This window comes from Flagellimonas pelagia (genome assembly GCF_003584135.1).
GTDB lineage: Bacteria > Bacteroidota > Bacteroidia > Flavobacteriales > Flavobacteriaceae > Flagellimonas > Flagellimonas pelagia.
In genome coordinates, this window is the sequence record NZ_QXFI01000009.1 from 113,909 (window position 1) to 132,358 (window position 18,450).

21 protein-coding genes are annotated in these 18,450 nt (G+C 43.1%); 18 read left to right on the forward strand and 3 right to left on the reverse strand.

Translation table 11 applies throughout. The annotated features are described in order from the left end of the window. The first annotated feature begins 3 nt into the window (after positions 1 to 3). From rpsE to D2V05_RS02430, 15 genes are all read left to right on the forward strand, one after another. A complete protein-coding gene (rpsE, locus tag D2V05_RS02360; protein WP_119639419.1) occupies positions 4 to 528 on the forward strand; it encodes a 30S ribosomal protein S5 in 525 nt (174 codons plus the stop codon). Between the two features lie 12 nt (positions 529 to 540). After that, positions 541 to 720 carry a 50S ribosomal protein L30 gene (gene rpmD, locus D2V05_RS02365; RefSeq protein ID WP_119639420.1) on the forward strand — a complete coding sequence of 60 codons (180 nt, stop codon included), beginning with the start codon at positions 541 to 543 and terminating at the stop codon, positions 718 to 720. 12 nt (positions 721 to 732) lie between these two features. Further along, positions 733 to 1,185 (forward strand): 50S ribosomal protein L15, encoded by a 453-nt coding sequence (rplO, locus tag D2V05_RS02370; protein WP_119639421.1) that lies wholly within the window; start codon positions 733 to 735, stop codon positions 1,183 to 1,185. 10 nt (positions 1,186 to 1,195) lie between these two features. After that, on the forward strand, positions 1,196 to 2,539 hold the full coding sequence (secY, locus tag D2V05_RS02375) for a preprotein translocase subunit SecY (RefSeq protein ID WP_119645975.1): 1,344 nt from the start codon (positions 1,196 to 1,198) through the stop codon (positions 2,537 to 2,539). 3 nt (positions 2,540 to 2,542) lie between these two features. Beyond that, entirely contained in the window at positions 2,543 to 2,758 is a 216-nt protein-coding gene (gene infA, locus D2V05_RS02380; protein WP_014031991.1) for a translation initiation factor IF-1, read from the forward strand. 5 nt (positions 2,759 to 2,763) lie between these two features. After that, complete coding sequence (gene ykgO, locus D2V05_RS02385) at positions 2,764 to 2,880, forward strand: type B 50S ribosomal protein L36 (RefSeq protein ID WP_010519235.1); 117 nt, start codon at positions 2,764 to 2,766, stop codon at positions 2,878 to 2,880. 2 nt (positions 2,881 to 2,882) lie between these two features. Further along, on the forward strand, positions 2,883 to 3,257 hold the full coding sequence (rpsM, locus tag D2V05_RS02390; RefSeq protein WP_119639423.1) for a 30S ribosomal protein S13: 375 nt from the start codon (positions 2,883 to 2,885) through the stop codon (positions 3,255 to 3,257). A gap of 100 nt (positions 3,258 to 3,357) precedes the next feature. Beyond that, positions 3,358 to 3,750, forward strand: a complete 393-nt coding sequence (gene rpsK / locus D2V05_RS02395; RefSeq protein WP_119639424.1) for a 30S ribosomal protein S11 — start codon at positions 3,358 to 3,360, stop codon at positions 3,748 to 3,750. Between the two features lie 104 nt (positions 3,751 to 3,854). Next, a complete protein-coding gene (rpsD, locus tag D2V05_RS02400) occupies positions 3,855 to 4,460 on the forward strand; it encodes a 30S ribosomal protein S4 (protein WP_119639425.1) in 606 nt (201 codons plus the stop codon). A gap of 21 nt (positions 4,461 to 4,481) precedes the next feature. Further along, entirely contained in the window at positions 4,482 to 5,474 is a 993-nt protein-coding gene (locus D2V05_RS02405; protein ID WP_119639426.1) for a DNA-directed RNA polymerase subunit alpha, read from the forward strand. A 61-nt stretch (positions 5,475 to 5,535) separates the two neighbouring features. Further along, positions 5,536 to 6,042 (forward strand): 50S ribosomal protein L17, encoded by a 507-nt coding sequence (gene rplQ, locus D2V05_RS02410; protein WP_119639427.1) that lies wholly within the window; start codon positions 5,536 to 5,538, stop codon positions 6,040 to 6,042. Positions 6,043 to 6,141: 99 nt separating this feature from the next. After that, on the forward strand, positions 6,142 to 7,254 hold the full coding sequence (carA, locus tag D2V05_RS02415) for a glutamine-hydrolyzing carbamoyl-phosphate synthase small subunit (protein WP_119645976.1): 1,113 nt from the start codon (positions 6,142 to 6,144) through the stop codon (positions 7,252 to 7,254). 117 nt (positions 7,255 to 7,371) lie between these two features. After that, positions 7,372 to 8,664, forward strand: a complete 1,293-nt coding sequence (eno, locus tag D2V05_RS02420) for a phosphopyruvate hydratase (protein WP_119645977.1) — start codon at positions 7,372 to 7,374, stop codon at positions 8,662 to 8,664. A 120-nt stretch (positions 8,665 to 8,784) separates the two neighbouring features. Beyond that, positions 8,785 to 10,323, forward strand: coding sequence for a glycogen synthase (locus tag D2V05_RS02425; protein ID WP_119645978.1), 1,539 nt, complete (start codon positions 8,785 to 8,787; stop codon positions 10,321 to 10,323). A 121-nt stretch (positions 10,324 to 10,444) separates the two neighbouring features. Beyond that, positions 10,445 to 11,728 carry a citrate synthase gene (locus tag D2V05_RS02430; RefSeq protein ID WP_119639431.1) on the forward strand — a complete coding sequence of 428 codons (1,284 nt, stop codon included), beginning with the start codon at positions 10,445 to 10,447 and terminating at the stop codon, positions 11,726 to 11,728. 54 nt (positions 11,729 to 11,782) lie between these two features. On the opposite strand, the gene D2V05_RS02435 is transcribed toward D2V05_RS02430, so the two are convergent. Next, positions 11,783 to 12,241, reverse strand: coding sequence for a hypothetical protein (locus tag D2V05_RS02435; RefSeq protein ID WP_119645979.1), 459 nt, complete (start codon positions 12,239 to 12,241; stop codon positions 11,783 to 11,785). Positions 12,242 to 12,527: 286 nt separating this feature from the next. On the opposite strand from D2V05_RS02435, the gene D2V05_RS02440 reads away from it, so the two are divergent. From D2V05_RS02440 to D2V05_RS02450, 3 genes are all read left to right on the forward strand, one after another. Beyond that, positions 12,528 to 13,442 carry a dimethylarginine dimethylaminohydrolase family protein gene (locus tag D2V05_RS02440; protein WP_119646119.1) on the forward strand — a complete coding sequence of 305 codons (915 nt, stop codon included), beginning with the start codon at positions 12,528 to 12,530 and terminating at the stop codon, positions 13,440 to 13,442. Positions 13,443 to 13,520: 78 nt separating this feature from the next. Next, positions 13,521 to 14,435 (forward strand): citrulline utilization hydrolase CtlX, encoded by a 915-nt coding sequence (ctlX, locus tag D2V05_RS02445; protein ID WP_119645980.1) that lies wholly within the window; start codon positions 13,521 to 13,523, stop codon positions 14,433 to 14,435. Positions 14,436 to 14,607: 172 nt separating this feature from the next. Further along, positions 14,608 to 15,225 (forward strand): Pr6Pr family membrane protein, encoded by a 618-nt coding sequence (locus tag D2V05_RS02450; protein ID WP_119645981.1) that lies wholly within the window; start codon positions 14,608 to 14,610, stop codon positions 15,223 to 15,225. Between the two features lie 784 nt (positions 15,226 to 16,009). Here D2V05_RS02450 and D2V05_RS02455 read toward each other — a convergent pair. Both D2V05_RS02455 and D2V05_RS02460 read right to left on the reverse strand, forming a co-directional pair. Continuing rightward, on the reverse strand, positions 16,010 to 17,551 hold the full coding sequence (locus D2V05_RS02455; protein ID WP_235855361.1) for a DUF5686 and carboxypeptidase regulatory-like domain-containing protein: 1,542 nt from the start codon (positions 17,549 to 17,551) through the stop codon (positions 16,010 to 16,012). 472 nt (positions 17,552 to 18,023) lie between these two features. After that, positions 18,024 to 18,449: a hypothetical protein gene (locus tag D2V05_RS02460; RefSeq protein WP_119645982.1), complete on the reverse strand. Its 426-nt coding sequence runs from the start codon at positions 18,447 to 18,449 to the stop codon at positions 18,024 to 18,026. Position 18,450: the final 1 nt, after the last annotated feature.

Below are 18,450 nucleotides of genomic sequence, written 5' to 3' on the forward strand. Positions count from 1 at the left end.
ACTATGTACCAGAATTACAAGAACGTAGAGACAGTTAAGCCAGGTGGACTGGAGTTGAAAGACCGTTTGGTTGGAGTACAAAGGGTTACCAAGGTAACCAAGGGGGGTAGAGCCTTTGGTTTTTCAGCGATTGTCGTTGTAGGTGATGAGAACGGAGTTGTTGGACATGGTTTGGGAAAATCCAAAGAAGTTGCCACAGCTATTGCAAAAGCCATTGAGGATGCCAAGAAAAACTTGGTCCGTATTCCTTTGAACAAAGGAACCCTTCCCCATGAGCAAAAAGGTAAGTTCGGTGGTGCCAGGGTATATATCCAACCAGCATCACATGGTACCGGAGTAATTGCAGGTGGAGCCGTAAGGGCGGTATTGGAAGCCGTTGGTGTACACGACGTATTGTCCAAGTCACAAGGTTCATCTAACCCTCACAACGTGGTAAAAGCTACTTTCGATGCCTTGTTGCAGTTGAGAAGCGCCGATACCGTTGCCAAGCAAAGGGGAGTTTCTTTGGAAAAAGTCTTTAAAGGATAAATCGAGGATATTATGTCAAAGATTAAGGTAAAACAAGAAAAAAGCGCCATCAAAAGGCCAGAGAACCAAAAAAGAACTTTGGAGGCTCTTGGTCTGCGCAAGATAGGACACGTTGTGGAACACGAAGCAACACCTAGTATCCTTGGAATGATTAATAAGGTAAAACACTTGGTTTCCACTGAGGAAGCTTAAATATAGAGGCACATGGATCTAAATAATCTTAAACCAGCCGAAGGCGCTGTGCACAAAGAAGGAAAACGTTTAGGTAGGGGTGAAGGTTCCGGTAAAGGGGGTACAGCTGCCCGTGGACACAAAGGAGCCAAGTCTAGATCTGGATATTCAAAGAAAATTGGTTTTGAAGGTGGTCAGATGCCTTTGCAGAGACGTGTTCCCAAGTTCGGTTTCAAGAACATCAACAGAAAAGAGTACAAAGGAATCAATTTGGGCAAATTGCAAGAGTTGGTGGATAAAGGTACCGTTAAAGGTGAAGTGACCTTGGATACTTTGATCGACAACGGATTGGCCCACAAAAATGATTTGGTAAAGATTTTGGGTGATGGCGAATTGAAAGCGTCCCTAAAAGTATCTGTACATAAATTTACTGCTTCCGCTAAAGCCGCTATCGAGGCTGCTGGAGGTGAGGCAATAAGTTTATAAGTAGTGTAGCATGAAGAAATTTATTGAGACCATATCTAATATCTGGAAGATCGAGGAACTGAGACAACGTATCATCCTCACCTTAAGTCTATTATTGGTTTACCGATTTGGTGCCCAGATTGTACTTCCCGGTATTGATACAACCCAATTGGCCCAATTGACTTCCAACACGGAGCAGGGTATTTTGGGTATATTGAATGCTTTTACGGGTGGGGCTTTTGCCAATGCATCCGTTTTTGCCTTGGGGATCATGCCATATATTTCTGCCTCCATTGTGGTACAGTTGATGGGAATCGCGATTCCTTATCTACAAAAACTACAAAAGGAAGGGGAAAGTGGTAGAAAGACCATCAATCAGATTACCCGTTGGTTGACCATTGGTATCTGTATTGTTCAGGCCCCTGCTTACTTGTATGGTTTAGGAGCCTTGGGTGTGCCGGATAGCGCATTCGTTTTGGGTAAAGGAATGGATTTCATCGTGCCAGCAGTGATCATCTTGGTGACCGGGTGTGTGTTTGCCATGTGGTTGGGTGAGAAAATCACAGACAAAGGTATCGGTAACGGTATCTCCTTGTTGATCATGGTGGGAATCATCGCAAGGATGCCACAGGTATTCGCTCAGGAATTCGTATCAAGGACTACCAACAATACAGGTGGTATCATGTTCATCTTGATTGAGGTGATCGTTTGGTTCTTGGTCATCTTGGCCAGTGTGTACTTGACTATGGCTGTAAGGCAGATTCCTGTGCAATATGCACGTAGAACGGCTTCCGGTGGATACGAAAAGAATATCATGGGTGCAAGACAGTACATTCCTTTGAAGTTGAATGCTTCCGGGGTAATGCCTATCATTTTCGCCCAAGCGATTATGTTCGCCCCAAGTTTGTTGGGTAGAACATTCAACAATACAGCCGTAGGACAGTGGATGGAGGTTCAGTTCGCCGATATTTTCGGATTGGCCTACAATACTTTGTTTGCGATTTTGATTATCATTTTCACCTACTTCTATACCGCGATTACCGTGCCTACCAACAAAATGGCCGATGATTTGAAAAGAAGTGGTGGTTTTATCCCAGGTATCCGTCCAGGTAAAGAAACAGGGGATTATCTGGACAAGATCATGTCCTTGATCACCTTGCCAGGATCTATGTTCTTGGCCCTGTTGGCGGTTTTACCGGCCATTGTGGTCAAGTTGATGGATGTTCAGGCTGGTTGGGCATTGTTCTATGGTGGTACATCCCTATTGATCATGGTAGGTGTAGCAATAGATACTGTACAGCAAGTGAATTCTTATTTGTTGAACAGGCATTATGACGGCTTGATGAAAACCGGCAAAAATAGAAAAGTAGCATAATTTATGGCAAAGCAGCCAGCAATAGAACAAGACGGGACTATCATTGAGGCATTGTCAAACGCAATGTTCAGGGTAGAATTGGAAAATGGGCATGTTGTTACGGCGCACATCTCCGGGAAAATGAGGATGCACTACATCAAATTGCTTCCAGGGGATAAAGTAAAGTTGGAAATGAGCCCATACGATTTAACAAAAGCAAGAATTACTTATAGATACTAATTACAATGAAAGTAAGAGCATCAATAAAGAAGAGAAGTGCCGACTGCAAGATTGTTCGCAGAAAAGGCAGATTGTACGTAATCAACAAAAAGAATCCTAGATTTAAACAAAGACAAGGGTAATTATGGCAAGAATTGCAGGTGTAGATATACCTAAACAAAAGCGTGGCGTTATTTCGCTTACCTACATTTTCGGTGTGGGCAAGAGCAGGGCGCAAGAGATTTTGAAAGCAGCCCAGGTAAGCGAGGATACCAAGGTTTCAGATTGGACCGATGACGAGATCGGTAGAATTAGGGATGCAGTTTCCGCTTATACTATTGAAGGTGAGCTTCGCTCGGAGACCCAAATGAACATCAAGCGTTTGATGGACATCGGTTGTTACCGTGGAATCCGTCACAGAGCTGGTTTGCCACTTAGGGGTCAACGTACCAAGAACAACTCTAGGACCAGAAAAGGAAAAAGAAAAACAGTTGCCAACAAGAAAAAAGCAACTAAATGATAAAACATAGTCATTAGTCTTTAGACGTTAGAAGAATCTGTTTGAAATGTAAAAGTCTAGGATTCCAATAACTAAAAACTAACACTAGAAACTAAAAAATATGGCAAAGGCAAGTACCAAAGTCGCTAAAAAGCGCAAAGTAATAGTAGAATCTACAGGAGAGGCGCACGTGGTGGCATCTTTTAACAACATCATCATTTCCCTTACCAACAAAAAGGGAGATGTGATCTCTTGGTCTTCTGCAGGTAAAATGGGATTCCGTGGATCTAAAAAGAACACCCCATATGCTGCACAGGTAGCCGCCGAGGATTGTTCCAAAGTAGCTCACGAAGCAGGATTGAGAAAAGTAAAGGTTTATGTTAAGGGACCAGGTAACGGTAGGGAATCCGCTATCCGTTCCATCCACAATGCTGGGATCGAGGTTACCGAGATCGTAGATGTTACCCCACTACCACACAACGGTTGTAGACCTCCAAAAAGAAGAAGAGTTTAATCAATTTTAAATAATGGCCCAAATAGGGTCTTCACCAGAAGGCGCAGTTTAGATTATCGAAGGATAAGCCTTAATTCATAATCGCGCTTTCCAAATTTAAGAAGATGGCAAGATACACAGGACCAAAATCAAAAATCGCTAGAAAGTTTGGAGAAGCGATTTTCGGGGACGACAAGTCTTTTGAAAAGAAAAATTACCCTCCAGGACAGCACGGTAACAACAGACGCCGTGGTAAAAAATCAGAATATGCTATCCAGTTGATGGAGAAGCAAAAGGCCAAATACACATACGGTATTTTGGAGCGACAGTTCCGTAACCTATTTGAGGAGGCCAAAAGAAAAGAAGGAGTAACCGGTGAGATATTGCTTCAATTGTGCGAATCCCGTTTGGACAACGTAGTCTACAGAATGGGTATTTCTCCTTCAAGAAGGGGAGCACGCCAGTTGGTTTCACACCGTCATATCACCGTAAATGGTGATGTAGTGAACATTCCTTCCTATAAACTAAGAGCCGGCGACGTTGTTGGTGTCAGGGAAAAATCAAAATCTGTTCAGGCTATCGAGGATTCGTTGGCGGCCAACAGTTCCGTTTACGAATGGATTACCTGGAACACCGAGAAAAAAGAAGGTACTTTTGTGGCCGTTCCAGAAAGACTTCAGATTCCAGAGAACATCAAGGAGCAACTGATCGTCGAATTATACTCTAAATAAGAATTCAACATTAATCCAATTATGGCATTACTTAATTTTCAGAAGCCCGATAAAGTTATAATGATAGATTCAACAGATTTCGAAGGGAAATTTGAATTTCGCCCTTTGGAACCTGGCTACGGATTAACAGTTGGGAATGCGCTGAGAAGGGTTTTGCTTTCCTCTTTGGAAGGTTTCGCCATCACTTCTGTGCGCATAGATGGAGTTGAACATGAGTTTTCTGTTATCCCAGGCGTTGTTGAAGACGTAACTGAGATCATACTGAACCTTAAACAAGTGAGGTTCAAAAGACAAATTGATGATGTTGAGAGCGAGACTGTTTCCATTTCCGTTAGTGGGAAGGAACAGTTGACCGCCGGAGATTTCCAAAAATTCATTTCAGGATACCAAGTCCTTAACCCCGATTTGGTAATCTGTAACATGGATCCAAAAGTGAGCATCAACTTGGAGATCGTGATAGAAAAAGGACGTGGTTACGTTCCTGCAGAGGAGAACAAAAAATCCAACGCACCGCTTGGTAGCATTGCTGTGGATTCTGTGTACACTCCCGTAAAGAACGTAAAATACAGCATCGAGAACTACAGGGTTGAGCAAAAGACCGATTACGAAAAATTGGTTTTTGAAATCATCACCGATGGTTCCATCCATCCTAAGGATGCGTTGACCGAGGCTGCTAAAGTTTTGATCCATCACTTTATGTTGTTCTCTGACGAGCGCATCACTTTGGAAGCTGACGAGATTGCACAGACCGAAACCTATGATGAGGAATCTTTGCACATGCGTCAGTTGTTGAAGACCAAATTGGTAGACATGGATTTGTCCGTAAGGGCTCTGAACTGTTTGAAAGCCGCCGAGGTGGATACCTTGGGAGATTTGGTTTCCTTCAACAAGAACGATTTGATGAAGTTCAGGAACTTCGGTAAAAAGTCCTTGACAGAATTGGAGGAATTGGTCATCAACAAAGGCCTTCAATTCGGAATGGATTTGAGCAAATACAAATTAGATAAAGATTAATTAATCATATTTTGCTCCCCGGTTCCGATTGGGTTTGGTAGCAAGATGATAAACTGTAAAAATGAGACACGGTAAAAAAATCAATCACCTAGGAAGGAAATCAGCCCACAGAAAGTCCATGTTGGCCAATATGGCTTGTTCCTTGATCGAGCACAAAAGAATCAACACCACGGTTGCCAAGGCAAAAGCTTTGAAGCAGTTCGTTGAACCGTTGATTACCAAAGCAAAGACCGAGAACAACCAGACTGCCGAGAAAGGCATGCACAACAGAAGGATTGTTTTCAGCAGCTTGAGAAACAAATATGCCATCACCGAATTGTTCGGCACCGTTGCTGAAAAAGTTGGCGACAGACCAGGTGGATATACAAGAATCATTAAATTGGGTAACCGTTTGGGCGACAACGCTGATATGGCCATGATCGAATTGGTCGATTTCAACGAGTTGTACAATGCAGGTGAAACCAAGAAAAAATCTACAAGAAGAAGTAGAAGAGGCGGTGGTGCAAAAAAAGCAGAGGCTCCGGCACCTGCAGCGGCAGAAACCAAAACCGATGATTCTGAAGAATAAGAACAATGTTATTAACTATTGCATTAGTGGAAAAAGGATAAGTGAGAACTTATCCTTTTTTTATGTTTTTTTGCCATAACTGAAATTTAAGAACACGACATGAAGTATCACACAAAGAAAAGAGCATTGATTTTGTTGGCCGATGGCACCATTTTTTATGGAAAAGCCGTTGGTGGAAAAGAAGGTACCGCTGTTGGGGAAGTTTGTTTCAACACGGGGATGACAGGGTATCAGGAAATTTTTACCGATCCTTCCTATTATGGTCAACTCATGGTGACCACCAATGCCCATATCGGTAATTATGGTACCAATGAAGATGAAGTGGAATCCGATTCCGTTAAGATTGCAGGACTTATTTGCAAAAATTTCAGTTACGAATATTCCAGGCCCAATGCCGATATGAGCCTGTTGGATTTTTTGGACAAGAACAACCTATTTGCCATTTCCGATGTGGACACCAGGGCCCTGGTAAGTTACATTCGGGACAATGGGGCCATGAATGCCCTGATCTCTACCCGAGTGGACGATATTGATACCCTAAAGGAAGAATTGAAACAGGTGCCCAGTATGGAAGGCTTGGAACTTTCCTCAAAGGTGTCTACCAAGGAACCATATTACTATGGTGAGGAAGATGCCAAGTACAAGATTTCTGCTTTGGACATCGGGATCAAAAAGAACATTTTGCGCAATCTGGCCAAAAGAGGGGCTTACATCAAGGTTTTTCCATACAATACCTCTTTTGAGGAAATGAAGTCTTGGAATCCGGATGGGTACTTCATATCCAACGGACCTGGGGATCCAGAGCCTTTGACGGATGCCATCGCGGCCACCAAGGAAATGATCGGGTCCAACAAGCCCTTGTTCGGAATCTGCTTAGGGCACCAAGTGTTGGCCTTGGCCAATGGGGTATCTACCTATAAGATGCACAACGGACATAGGGGAATCAACCATCCCATCCTGAATTTGATGACAGGTAAAGGAGAGATCACCTCCCAAAACCATGGTTTTGCTGTGAACAGGGAAGAAACCGAGGCGCATCCCGAACTGGAGATTACCCACGTGCATTTGAACGACCAGACCGTGGCCGGTATCCGAATGAAGGACAAGGAGGTTTTTTCGGTGCAATACCACCCAGAGGCAAGTCCAGGGCCACATGATGCCGATTACCTTTTCGATCAGTTCTTCGATGCGATCAAGACAGCGAAAAACTAAAACGTTATAGTTTTATTTTTAAGCATTTAAGTACGTTTTGTGTACAATATGTTAAAGTAAAAAGGCGCTGCTTTTGTATCTTAGCCTAATAATCACAACTATAAATATTGATTTAAAATGAGCATTATTATCAACATTCATGCAAGACAGATATTGGATTCAAGGGGTAATCCTACCGTAGAGGTAGATGTAGTTACCGAAAATGGTATTTTGGGACGCGCTGCCGTTCCTTCAGGAGCCTCAACGGGAGAGCATGAAGCGGTTGAGTTGCGAGATGGAGGAGATTCCTTTATGGGAAAAGGGGTCAGCAAGGCTATAAACAATGTAAACTCCGTTCTAGCGGAGGAATTGATCGGAACCTCAGTTTTTGAACAAAATTATATCGATCAGACCATGATCGAACTGGATGGTACTCCTAATAAATCAAAATTGGGGGCCAACGCTATCTTGGGAGTTTCCTTGGCCGTGGCCAAAGCTGCAGCCAACGAGTTGGGCATGCCCCTTTACCGCTATGTAGGTGGTGTAAGTGCCAATACCCTTCCCGTTCCTATGATGAACATCATCAATGGTGGATCCCACTCTGATGCACCTATTGCGTTCCAAGAGTTTATGATCATGCCGGTGAAAGCAAAGAATTTCAGCCATTCCATGCAAATGGGAACAGAAATCTTCCACAACCTTAAGAAAGTATTGCACGACCGTGGTTTGAGCACTGCAGTAGGTGACGAAGGTGGTTTTGCCCCTACGTTGGAAGGCGGTACCGAAGATGCTTTGGATACCATCGGAAAAGCAGTGGCCAAAGCGGGTTACAAACTAGGTGACGATGTGATGATCGCCTTGGATTGTGCCTCTGCAGAATTTTACGTGGATGGCAAATACGATTACACCAAGTTTGAAGGAGATAAGGGCATGGTAAGGACTTCTGCCGAGCAAGCTCAGTACCTGGCCGATCTTTGCGAAAAATATCCTATCATCTCGATTGAGGATGGTATGGACGAGAACGATTGGGAAGGTTGGAAACTGTTGACCGAAAAAATCGGTGACAAAGTACAGTTGGTGGGCGACGATTTGTTCGTGACCAATGTGGAGCGTTTGTCCAGAGGTATTGAAAATGGTATAGCCAACTCTATCTTGATTAAAGTAAACCAGATCGGAACCTTGACCGAGACTATTGCTGCGGTGAACATGGCCAAAAATGCCGGATATACCTCAGTAATGTCACACCGTTCAGGGGAAACCGAAGACAATACCATCGCCGACTTGGCAGTGGCATTGAACTGCGGTCAGATCAAGACCGGTTCCGCTTCAAGGAGTGACCGTATGGCCAAGTACAATCAATTGCTAAGGATCGAGGAAGAATTGGGGGATACGGCTTACTATCCACAAGAAAAAGCCTTCAAGATAAAATAAACATAATGTTTTATTAGTGTATCAAAAACCTTTCCCATTTGGGAAAGGTTTTTTTTTGCTACAGTAACAAACTTTGGTTAAATTGAATAATCAACAGAATTAACTATCAAAATTTCCCTAATGAACAATTTCCTTTTTGTATCCGCAGAAAATGATGCCTTGGAAAACTGTAAAGCTGGAGGTATGGGCGATGTGGTGCGCGATGTTCCCAGACAGATCTCCGAGCGTGGTGACAAAGTGCATGTAATCGTACCCGCTTATTCAAGACTGCATCATGGGGGATTGCCGAAGGCTACATTGAATTTTTCATTGAGGGGATTGAACTATACTGCAGAACTGTACGAGGTAAAACCTAAAAAGGAGTTTCCGAACATTTTTCATTATGTTTTGCACCATCCAGAGATAGAAGCTGGGGACATTGCCCATATTTACCACAATGATCCCGAAGAACCGTTTTATACCGATGCCATAAAATACTTTATTTTTTGCACTGCTGTGGCAGAAGCCATCAAAAAAGGGGCATTTGGGGATTTGGATGTGGTGCACCTGCACGATTGGCATACCAGTCTATTGTTGTTTTTGAGGGAATACCATCAAGACTATACCAATTTGAAGGATATACGGTTTGTTTATAGTATCCATAACTTGGCCATACAGGGTATCCGCCCTTTTGATGGAAATTATTCTTCGGTAAAGAACTGGTTCCCCAACGTTCCCTTGGACTATCAAAAGTTGATGGATTACAGGTATCAGGACTGCATCAATTTGATGGCCGTAGGAATCCGTTTTGCTGATGCGGTACACACCGTTTCACCTTCGTATAAGGAAGATGTGTTGTTGCCCAGTTCTCCGCCGGAATTTATCGGAGGAGAGGGACTGGAAAAAGATTTGCAACAGGCCGATGCAGAGGGAAGGCTCTTTGGAATTTTGAACGGCTGTAACTATAAGAACATCAACAAAGAGAAAAAAGGGAATATTTACCGAAACACTGTTAAGGCACTGTTCAGGTGGCTACAGCAGGAGGATAAAAAGTACAAGGCCGACTTTTTGGCCCATACGGGTGAAAAGATCATGGATTATGTGGAGGACAGGCCTAAGTTCATTGCTTCCAGTGTGGCCCGACTTACAGAGCAGAAGTTCTACTTTATCATGCGTTCGCCTGAAGCATTTGTGGAAATCCTGAAAAAATTGGAGAAGGTGGACGGTATTTTTATGTTGCTGGGTACAGGAGCTCCGGAATATGAGGAACTGTTCCGAAAGTTGAGTTACGAGTACAAAAACTTCATCTTTACCAATGGACAATCCGAGAAGTTGATAGACTCCATGTATTTGGAATCCGACCTTTATTTCATGCCCAGCCTTTTTGAACCCTGTGGGATAAGCCAGATGTTGGCTATGCGAAACGGCAACCCATGTTTGGTACATCATACCGGTGGTTTAAAGGACACCGTGGAGCATATGAAGACCGGTTTCAGTTTTGATGGGAACACTTATGATGAGAAAATAGAGAACATGCTAAAGGTGTTCGATGAGGCCTTGGATGTATTCGCGAACGATAAGCCCACATGGAAAAAAATACAGGCCTCCGCAAAGAAAATGCGCTTCACTTGGCAGAAGTCCGTGGACCAATATTACAAGCTTTTGTACAAATTGGACTAGCCAAATTTTAACCGCTATATTTTATTGTTAACAACAGCACAAATAGTGGCTGGAAATTGTTAATGGTCGCGGTTTTTCGTAATTTCCGCATTCTATTTTTACTAATCTATTAAAATATAAAATGTCGGATACAGCTATACTCGAATATGAGGGAAAACGGTATGAATTCCCTGTAATTAAAGGTACGGAAGATGAATTGGCCATAGATATCAAAAACCTGAGAGCCACAACAGGAATGGTGACGATCGACCCGGGTTATAAGAACACCGGATCATGTGAAAGTGCCATTACCTTTTTGGATGGTGAAAAGGGAATTTTGAGGTATCGAGGGTATTCTATTGAAGAGTTAGCTGAGAAAGCAGATTTTTTGGAAGTTGCATATCTTTTGATTTTTGGCGAGTTGCCAAATAAGGAGCAGCTGACCAAATTTCACCGCGATATTAAGGAAGAGTCCCAAGTGGACGAGGAGATGAAAAAGATTTTGGATGGTTTTCCAAAAGCGGCCCACCCAATGGGGGTGCTTTCTTCCCTTACCAGTGCCTTGGTGGCATTCAACCCTAGTTCTGTGGATGTTTCTTCCGAGAAGGCGATGTACAATTCCATTGTACGTATTTTGGCCAAATTTCCTGTTTTGGTAGCATGGACTATGCGCAAGAAAAAGGGACTTCCATTGGATTATGGAGACGATACTTTGGGCTACGTGGAGAACATCCATAAAATGATGTTCAAAAGACCCAACCAAGAATATAAAAAGGATCCCATTGCCATTGATGCCCTGGACAAATTATTGATCCTTCATGCCGATCATGAACAAAACTGTTCTACTTCCACGGTACGAATCGTGGGATCGTCACACGCTGGTCTGTTTGCCTCATTGTCCGCAGGTATTTCCGCTTTGTGGGGACCTTTGCACGGGGGTGCCAACCAAGCGGTATTGGAAATGTTGGAAGCTATTGAAGCAGATGGTGGCGACACCAAGAAGTATATGGCGAAGGCCAAGGATAAGGATGACCCTTTCCGATTGATGGGCTTTGGGCACCGAGTGTATAAAAACTTCGACCCACGGGCCAAGATCATTAAAAAAGCTGCGGATGATGTCCTTGGGAACTTGGGCATCGAAGATCCCATTTTGGACATTGCCAAGGGATTGGAAAAAGAAGCTCTTGAGGATTCTTACTTCGTGGATAGAAAATTATACCCCAATGTGGACTTCTATTCCGGAATCATCTACCGGGCTTTGGGCATTCCTACCGAAATGTTCACGGTAATGTTTGCCCTTGGACGACTACCCGGATGGATTGCACAGTGGAGAGAAATGCGTTTGAGAAAAGAACCTATTGGAAGACCGCGTCAAATTTATATCGGGGAAAACCTAAGACCCTTTGTGCCTTTGGAAAAAAGGTAAGATTTGGGAGAACTCAATAATAAAGAAAAGGGCGGTATATCCGCCCTTTTTTTGTCATAGTTGGCTGGCCGAACCAAGGTTCAGGAACCGGTCACTATCATAGCACATTCGCATAATTTCACAATGGTAATATTTTCTAATATCCGAAATATCCTTGCTTTCAAAGATATCTTTGGATCTTTGGAATTCCTCATGGATAAAGTTATGGGCATCAATGGAGTTCAGGTTCCTAATAGTAGAATCTAGGGTTTGACCATACCTATTTAGTGAGGCATCAACCTTTAAGGTATTCCAATCCCGATTACTGTCGGGAAGGTCCACTGGGAAATGAAAGCTTTGGGGGAAACTTTCTTGGGAAATACAGTCCTTATACTTGGCGGAATAGTTGGTCGAAATATTTTGTTTAATTTTCTCCGTGTCACCTATCCCTTTAATTTCATCCAAAGCATTCATGCCCCCTATAACTGCAAAGATACCTGCTAGCAGCATGAATGAAAATAATATTTTTTTCATAAGTAGGAAAAATCTTATTGCAAATGTAATATATAAAAATATAACATCAATGCTTGGCATTTAATATTCGACATAAAATGATGAATTTTAACTATCAGGTATACAAGCTATTAGGATTTTATGGGTTTTCCATTTTTTGACTGGGGAAAACCCATAGTTAAACTGATATTTTTCCTTTTCTGTAAGAGGGAAATAAGTGACAAAGCACTAGATTTGTCCTATTGTTATAAAAGTGTTTCTTGAGAAAAATAAAGGAACAATGCCAATGGCCCAGCAAACCACGGATATGATGCAATTGAATATTAAGGATGAGACCGGTCCTTTAAGGGCAGTGATATTGGGAACCGCAAAGAGTAATGGGCCGGTACCAAGTCCTGAAGAAGCCTATGATCCCAAGTCGTTGGAACATATTTTGGCGGGTTCCTATCCCAAGGAAGAGGATATGATCAAAGAAATGGATGCCTTTGCCCAAGTGTTCCACAAATATGGGGTACAGGTGTTCCGACCCGAAGTTTTGGAGGATTGCAACCAAATCTTTGCACGCGACATTGCCTTTGTGATCGAGGATAAATTATTTCATGCCAATATCCTACCCGATCGGGAAAGGGAATTTGAGGCCATTCATGAGGTTTTGGACAGGATCGACCCCAACAAGATTATTAGACCTCCGGAGGAAGTACATATTGAAGGAGGAGACGTGATGCCCAGCAACGACCATATCTTCATAGGGACTTATACCGCTCCGGACTACAAGAACTACATTACAGCTAGGACCAACAGGGAGGCTGTGGAGTTTATCCGCGATATGTTTCCCCATAAAACGGTAAAATCCTTCGAGCTAAGAAAATCGAATACCAATCCCAAAGAAAACGCCCTCCACTTGGATTGTTGCTTTCAACCTGTAGGAAAGGATAAGGCCATTTTGCACAAAAATGGATTTTTGGTAAAGGAGGAGTACGAATATTTGGTGGATTATTTTGGGCCGGACAATATCTTTGAAATCGACAAGGAAGAAATGTACCAAATGTTCAGCAATGTATTTTCCATTTCGCCCGAAGTGGTGGTTTCTGAAAGGAATTTTACCCGGTTGAACCATTGGTTGCGTGATCAGGGTTTCACCGTTGAGGAAATTCCCTATGCCGAGATTGCCAAACAAGAAGGGTTGTTGCGATGCAGCACCATGCCCTTGATCAGAGAATAATATAAACCTACTTCCTGCTGCCACAGGTAAGCCAAACACGTACAACAGTTGAGAGCACAGATTACCAACACCATTCTTATGGTTCGTCCCGTGAGTTTTCGGATGAACGAACAAACGGCGGTCAACAATTATTTTCAGGAAGACCCACATCTAAAAAATACCGTGATCAACCAACGGGCGCAGGAAGAGTTCGACCAGTTTGTAAAAGTACTTCGGGAGCATGGCGTTAACGTCATTGTGGTAGAGGATACCTTGGAGCGCGACACCCCGGATTCCATTTTTCCAAATAATTGGATTTCCTTTCATGAAAGTGGAACAGTTTGTATCTATCCCATGTTCGCAGAAAACCGCCGTAAGGAACGCAGAGAGGACATTCTAGACTTTTTGGAAGAAAAAGGATTTGTGATCAACGAAGTCATGGACTACACGGTTGCGGAAGAGGATGATATCTTTTTGGAGGGAACAGGGAGCATTCTCATGGATAGAGTAAACCAAAAGGCGTATTGTGCCCTTTCGGAACGGGCACACGAGGAGCTGTTTATTGAGTTCTGCGAGGATTTTGATTGTTTCCCGGTCATTTTTCATGCTAACCAAACTGTGGACGGCAAGCGCCTTCCCATTTATCACACCAATGTGATGATGGCCCTGGCGGAAACCTTTGGGGTTATCTGTTTGGACTCTATTGACGATAAAAAGGAACGCAAAAATGTGGTAGACCATCTCAAAATGGATGGTAGGGAGATTATTGCCATCACCGAGGAACAAATGAACCACTTTGCAGGGAACATGTTACAGGTAATCGGCGAGAATGACCAACGCTATATGGTGATGAGTTCCCAAGCGTATAAAAGCCTTACGGACGCACAGATCAAGACCATTGAAAAACACGGTCCCATCATCCACAGTTCTTTGGATACCATTGAGCTTTGCGGTGGCGGCAGTGCCCGATGCATGATGGCAGAAGTGTTTTTACCCAAAACCAATTTACAATAAACAATGAACAGTTTACAATAAACAATTATCAATGGGCTAGCACTATATGGTCGTTTTTTATAACTAAAATATCTTCAGCTTTAATGAATATGACCTGCATGATTGATCATATAACCAACTTTATTGAACATTGATAATTGATTATTGAGCATTGAATTGATTATCTTCGACCATGCGCAGAAATTTTGAGATTTTGGGCTTTGCCATGTCGTGTTTTGCCGTGGTCACCCAATTGATTTTGATGCTTCATAACCGTGAAGCGAGCCTAGGCGAGACCTTGTTGCGCTTTGTGGGTTATTTTACCATCCTCACGAATACTTTGGTCGCTTTATACTTTGCCGTTCGGGTGTTTGGCCTTAAGCGGCGTATGTGGGTATTGTTCCATAGAAGGGCGACCCCCATGGCACTTACCGCGTTCATTTTGGTGGTGGGATTGGTATACCAAGTGGCACTGCGCAAGATTTGGAACCCCACCGGTTTGCAAATGATCGTGGATGAACTTTTGCATACCATCGTTCCCGTATTCATGTATGTATATTGGTTGATGTTCCAGGCTCGGAACCTGGTCATGTGGCAGGAGCTTCGTTCATGGTTGCTCTTTCCTGTGCTGTATTTGGGATGGGTACTGCTTAGGGGCTATTATTCCGGTTTTTATCCTTACCCGTTCTTAAACATGGACCAGTTGGGTACAGGCACCTTGGTTTTGAACATTTCCATGGTATTGGCCTTGATGCTCTTGGTCATGGCAGCCCTTTATTTCCTCGGAAAACTCCTCCGGCCGAAACAATAAACAGTTTACAATGGGCAGAACAATGTACAATGAGCAATAAACAGAAAACAATTTCAAGTTGTTGTCCCTTATTGTCATTTTGAGTGAAACGAAAAATCTCTTCTTGGGGGTTTGACACGAATTGCACCAATTTTCACGAATATTCTAATTGTCATTTTGAGCAAAGCGAAAAATCTCTTTTAGGGGGTTGACACAAATTACACCAATTTTCACGAATACCTAATCCGTCATGCTGAACTTGTTTCAGCATCTCACTATTTTGGATGGGATTCCGTGTCAGGCACGGAATGACGTTACCCTATCATTTTGAGGCACACCTTGTCATTTCGAGCGCAGTCGAAAAATCTCCTCTAGGGGTTTGACACGAATTGCACCAATTTTCACGAATATCCTAATTGTCATTTTGAGCCATGTCCTGAGCATTGCGAAGGAACTGCGAAAAATCTATAGCCCAATAGATTTCTCAATCGTCGCGTTGCACCTCATTTTGAAATGACACTTTCCGTCATGCTGAACTTGTCTTAGCATCCCACTCTTCTTGGATGGGATTCCGTGTCAAGCACGGAATGACATTACCCTGTCATTTGGAGCCATGTCCTGAGCGTAGTGAAGCAGCCACACTCTGTCATTTTGAGTGAAACGAGAAATCTCTTTTTGGGGATTGACATACCTACCTGCCGCAGGCAGGAATTACACCAATTTTCACGAATATCCAACTTGTCATCTTACCAACCCCTAACAACTAAAAACTAGGAACTTAAAACTTAAAACCTACTACTAAAAATTACTGCTCTTCTTCCGAAACCGTAAAACCACGGATGGCTTGGTTGGGTTCCATGATGTTATAGCCCTTCCAAAACTCGGGGTCATAGTTGGGCATATAGGTGGCCCGAACGGTCTTGTCCTCCTTGTAATTGGTAAAAATGCCTTCGGCAATCTCTTCTTGGTTAAAGACCACCAATTCCCATTTATTGGTCATGTTCATGCGAAAATCGATGTTCAACAACAGCTCGTTCTGCTTGCGGCGACCCTTTACGTGCTTGTTCTTTTCCACCACTTTTAGGGGTCGGTCCACGGCAAAGTAGCGTCCTTCAGCAAAATCCATAAACTGAAGATCATATTTACCACTGGGCAATTTGGCAAAGCGCATGGTGCCCTTGTATACATTTTCACGGTAGGTAATGCCCAGCAATCTAAAATTGCGCAAGCGTTTGGTGTTCTCAAAGTCGAGGCGCATAATGGCAAAATCCTCAATGTTGATATACAGTCGACCTCTAAAATCGGCACTGCTGCGCTTGGGTTCAAAGTCGATGACGTACACCCCGGCATCATTGATGTCCGCGTAGCCCACCAGTTTAAATTCGTACCGGTTCGTTTTTTCTACCAAGTCCAGTTTGGTGTTTTCTTTGTAGTAGAGTTGGCTCAACATTTCACGAAGTTCACCCCGTTGGCTGTCTGTCAGCCCGGAAATGCTATCCTTTTGCATTTGGGCCTTCACCTTTTTCATCTGTTCCACGCGCTCGTCGTCAAACGTATCGATAATGGAATCCACCTCTATCTTTTCACTAAAGATCCCCGATTTGATCTTGAGGTAAGACCCCGGTTTCACGTTCTTTTTAAAAATATCCTCCATGTGCTCGGCCAATTCCTCAAAAGAGCTCACGTCCCTTTTATCGAACAGGTCCGCTGCCTTAAAAATATCCAGCTTGTATTTGGTGTGGTGCTTGTACAGGTCGCCCAAACTTTCGGTATAGTGATGCGCGTTTTTGGGAATGGAGTTGGCAATACTGTCCATAAGTTCCTTGTTCAGTTCCTTGATAGACGATTTTTCAAACCCAAAATCCACTTTCTGCATATTGGCCAGTTCCGAGGTCCGAAGGAAAAAACGTTGCTTTATGGGGTCTTTGTTCACGTTCTGCGGAATGCGTTCCTTCATTTTCTCGATGATGTCATCCACCTCGAGTTCCTTGTCGAATACATATACCCCGCTCAATTCAATGGCTTTGGAATTCAGCAGGATGATACTGTCATGCAATTGTTCCAAGGAGTAACCCTTTTTTTCATACCCCATGGAAGTCACGTACACGGAATCGGGCAAAGTAGTGTCTGCATCCAACACAAAGCTGAATCGGCCTTCCTCATTGGTGATCACGCCTTGGTGCTCCCCATATTGCACGGTGGCATAGGGAATACCTTTTTGTGTCTTGGCATCTACCAAACGGGAACTTACGGTCTGTGCCGAGAGGGGCAAGCCTATGAAAAGGATAAATAGTAAATGGATCAGTGTTTTATTGATTGACATAGCTTTTTTTAAAGGTTCTACCATAAAGACACCTTTTGGGGGCCAAAGGTTGCTTCGGTGATTAGACGAGCTTTTGGGGAATTTGTGACAAAGGTCGGTAAACATTGTTCAATTTTCAATGGACAGTAATCAATTAACAGTGTGGCCATTGCTCATTGCCCATTGTCATATTGAGTGAAACGAAAAATCTTTTTTATGTTTGACACGAATTACACGAATTACACGAATTTACTCGAATGATTTATCTGGATGTCATTTCGAACATATGTGAGAAATCTGTTTTTTAAAATTACATCTCGACTGCGCTCGATGTGACAAAAAGAGAATGACTGTTTATTGGTCATTGTACATTGCTCATTGTTACTTTAGGATTTTTTAGTCGATGCTTTGCATCTCTTTCAAAATGACACTTTTCGTCATGCTGTCCCGATGGCTATCGGGATTGTTTCAGCATTTCACTGGTTTTATGGATTCCGTGTCAAGCACCGAATGACAATTATAAATCATCGATAGAAGTAGGCAAATTATCCGCGCGGTGATCCAACAGTTTTCGGAAGAATTTTTGAACGGCCATACTATCCGAACGCACCTTGATGAAATGATGATCCATAAAAATGGAATAGACAGCCATATCGACTTTGTAAAGATTCAGTTTGTAGTAGGGTATGACCAGCCCGAAGGTTTCCAACAGTGATCGGAACCGGACAATGATACCCTTGGGCCGCAGTTCAATGTTGCAGGTGTCCAGGTTGTTGTCCAAAATCAACAGGTTATGGATCTCAGCACTGGCTTCCGTTATAAAAAGCTTGGGGCTGCCAATGCCGCCCATGGCAAAGCGTTCCCTTAAGGGAAAGGGCTTGCCCACGGCCTCGTCTATTTTTTTGGTGATGTTTTTATCAGTGTACGAAACGTTCAATAGCATC

Coding starts and splice junctions, on each gene's coding strand:
- D2V05_RS02455 (WP_235855361.1), bottom strand. CDS start 17,551: ATGGTAGAACCTTTAAAAAAAGCTATGTCAATCAATAAAACACTGATC.
- rplQ (WP_119639427.1), top strand. CDS start 5,536: ATGAGACACGGTAAAAAAATCAATCACCTAGGAAGGAAATCAGCCCAC.
- rpsM (WP_119639423.1), top strand. CDS start 2,883: ATGGCAAGAATTGCAGGTGTAGATATACCTAAACAAAAGCGTGGCGTT.
- ctlX (WP_119645980.1), top strand. CDS start 13,521: ATGGTTCGTCCCGTGAGTTTTCGGATGAACGAACAAACGGCGGTCAAC.
- rplO (WP_119639421.1), top strand. CDS start 733: ATGGATCTAAATAATCTTAAACCAGCCGAAGGCGCTGTGCACAAAGAA.
- D2V05_RS02435 (WP_119645979.1), bottom strand. CDS start 12,241: ATGAAAAAAATATTATTTTCATTCATGCTGCTAGCAGGTATCTTTGCA.
- eno (WP_119645977.1), top strand. CDS start 7,372: ATGAGCATTATTATCAACATTCATGCAAGACAGATATTGGATTCAAGG.
- rpsD (WP_119639425.1), top strand. CDS start 3,855: ATGGCAAGATACACAGGACCAAAATCAAAAATCGCTAGAAAGTTTGGA.
- D2V05_RS02430 (WP_119639431.1), top strand. CDS start 10,445: ATGTCGGATACAGCTATACTCGAATATGAGGGAAAACGGTATGAATTC.
- infA (WP_014031991.1), top strand. CDS start 2,543: ATGGCAAAGCAGCCAGCAATAGAACAAGACGGGACTATCATTGAGGCA.
- ykgO (WP_010519235.1), top strand. CDS start 2,764: ATGAAAGTAAGAGCATCAATAAAGAAGAGAAGTGCCGACTGCAAGATT.
- D2V05_RS02460 (WP_119645982.1), bottom strand. CDS start 18,449: ATGCTATTGAACGTTTCGTACACTGATAAAAACATCACCAAAAAAATA.
- rpsK (WP_119639424.1), top strand. CDS start 3,358: ATGGCAAAGGCAAGTACCAAAGTCGCTAAAAAGCGCAAAGTAATAGTA.
- D2V05_RS02440 (WP_119646119.1), top strand. CDS start 12,528: ATGATGCAATTGAATATTAAGGATGAGACCGGTCCTTTAAGGGCAGTG.
- D2V05_RS02450 (WP_119645981.1), top strand. CDS start 14,608: ATGCGCAGAAATTTTGAGATTTTGGGCTTTGCCATGTCGTGTTTTGCC.
- D2V05_RS02425 (WP_119645978.1), top strand. CDS start 8,785: ATGAACAATTTCCTTTTTGTATCCGCAGAAAATGATGCCTTGGAAAAC.
- rpmD (WP_119639420.1), top strand. CDS start 541: ATGTCAAAGATTAAGGTAAAACAAGAAAAAAGCGCCATCAAAAGGCCA.
- rpsE (WP_119639419.1), top strand. CDS start 4: ATGTACCAGAATTACAAGAACGTAGAGACAGTTAAGCCAGGTGGACTG.
- D2V05_RS02405 (WP_119639426.1), top strand. CDS start 4,482: ATGGCATTACTTAATTTTCAGAAGCCCGATAAAGTTATAATGATAGAT.
- secY (WP_119645975.1), top strand. CDS start 1,196: ATGAAGAAATTTATTGAGACCATATCTAATATCTGGAAGATCGAGGAA.
- carA (WP_119645976.1), top strand. CDS start 6,142: ATGAAGTATCACACAAAGAAAAGAGCATTGATTTTGTTGGCCGATGGC.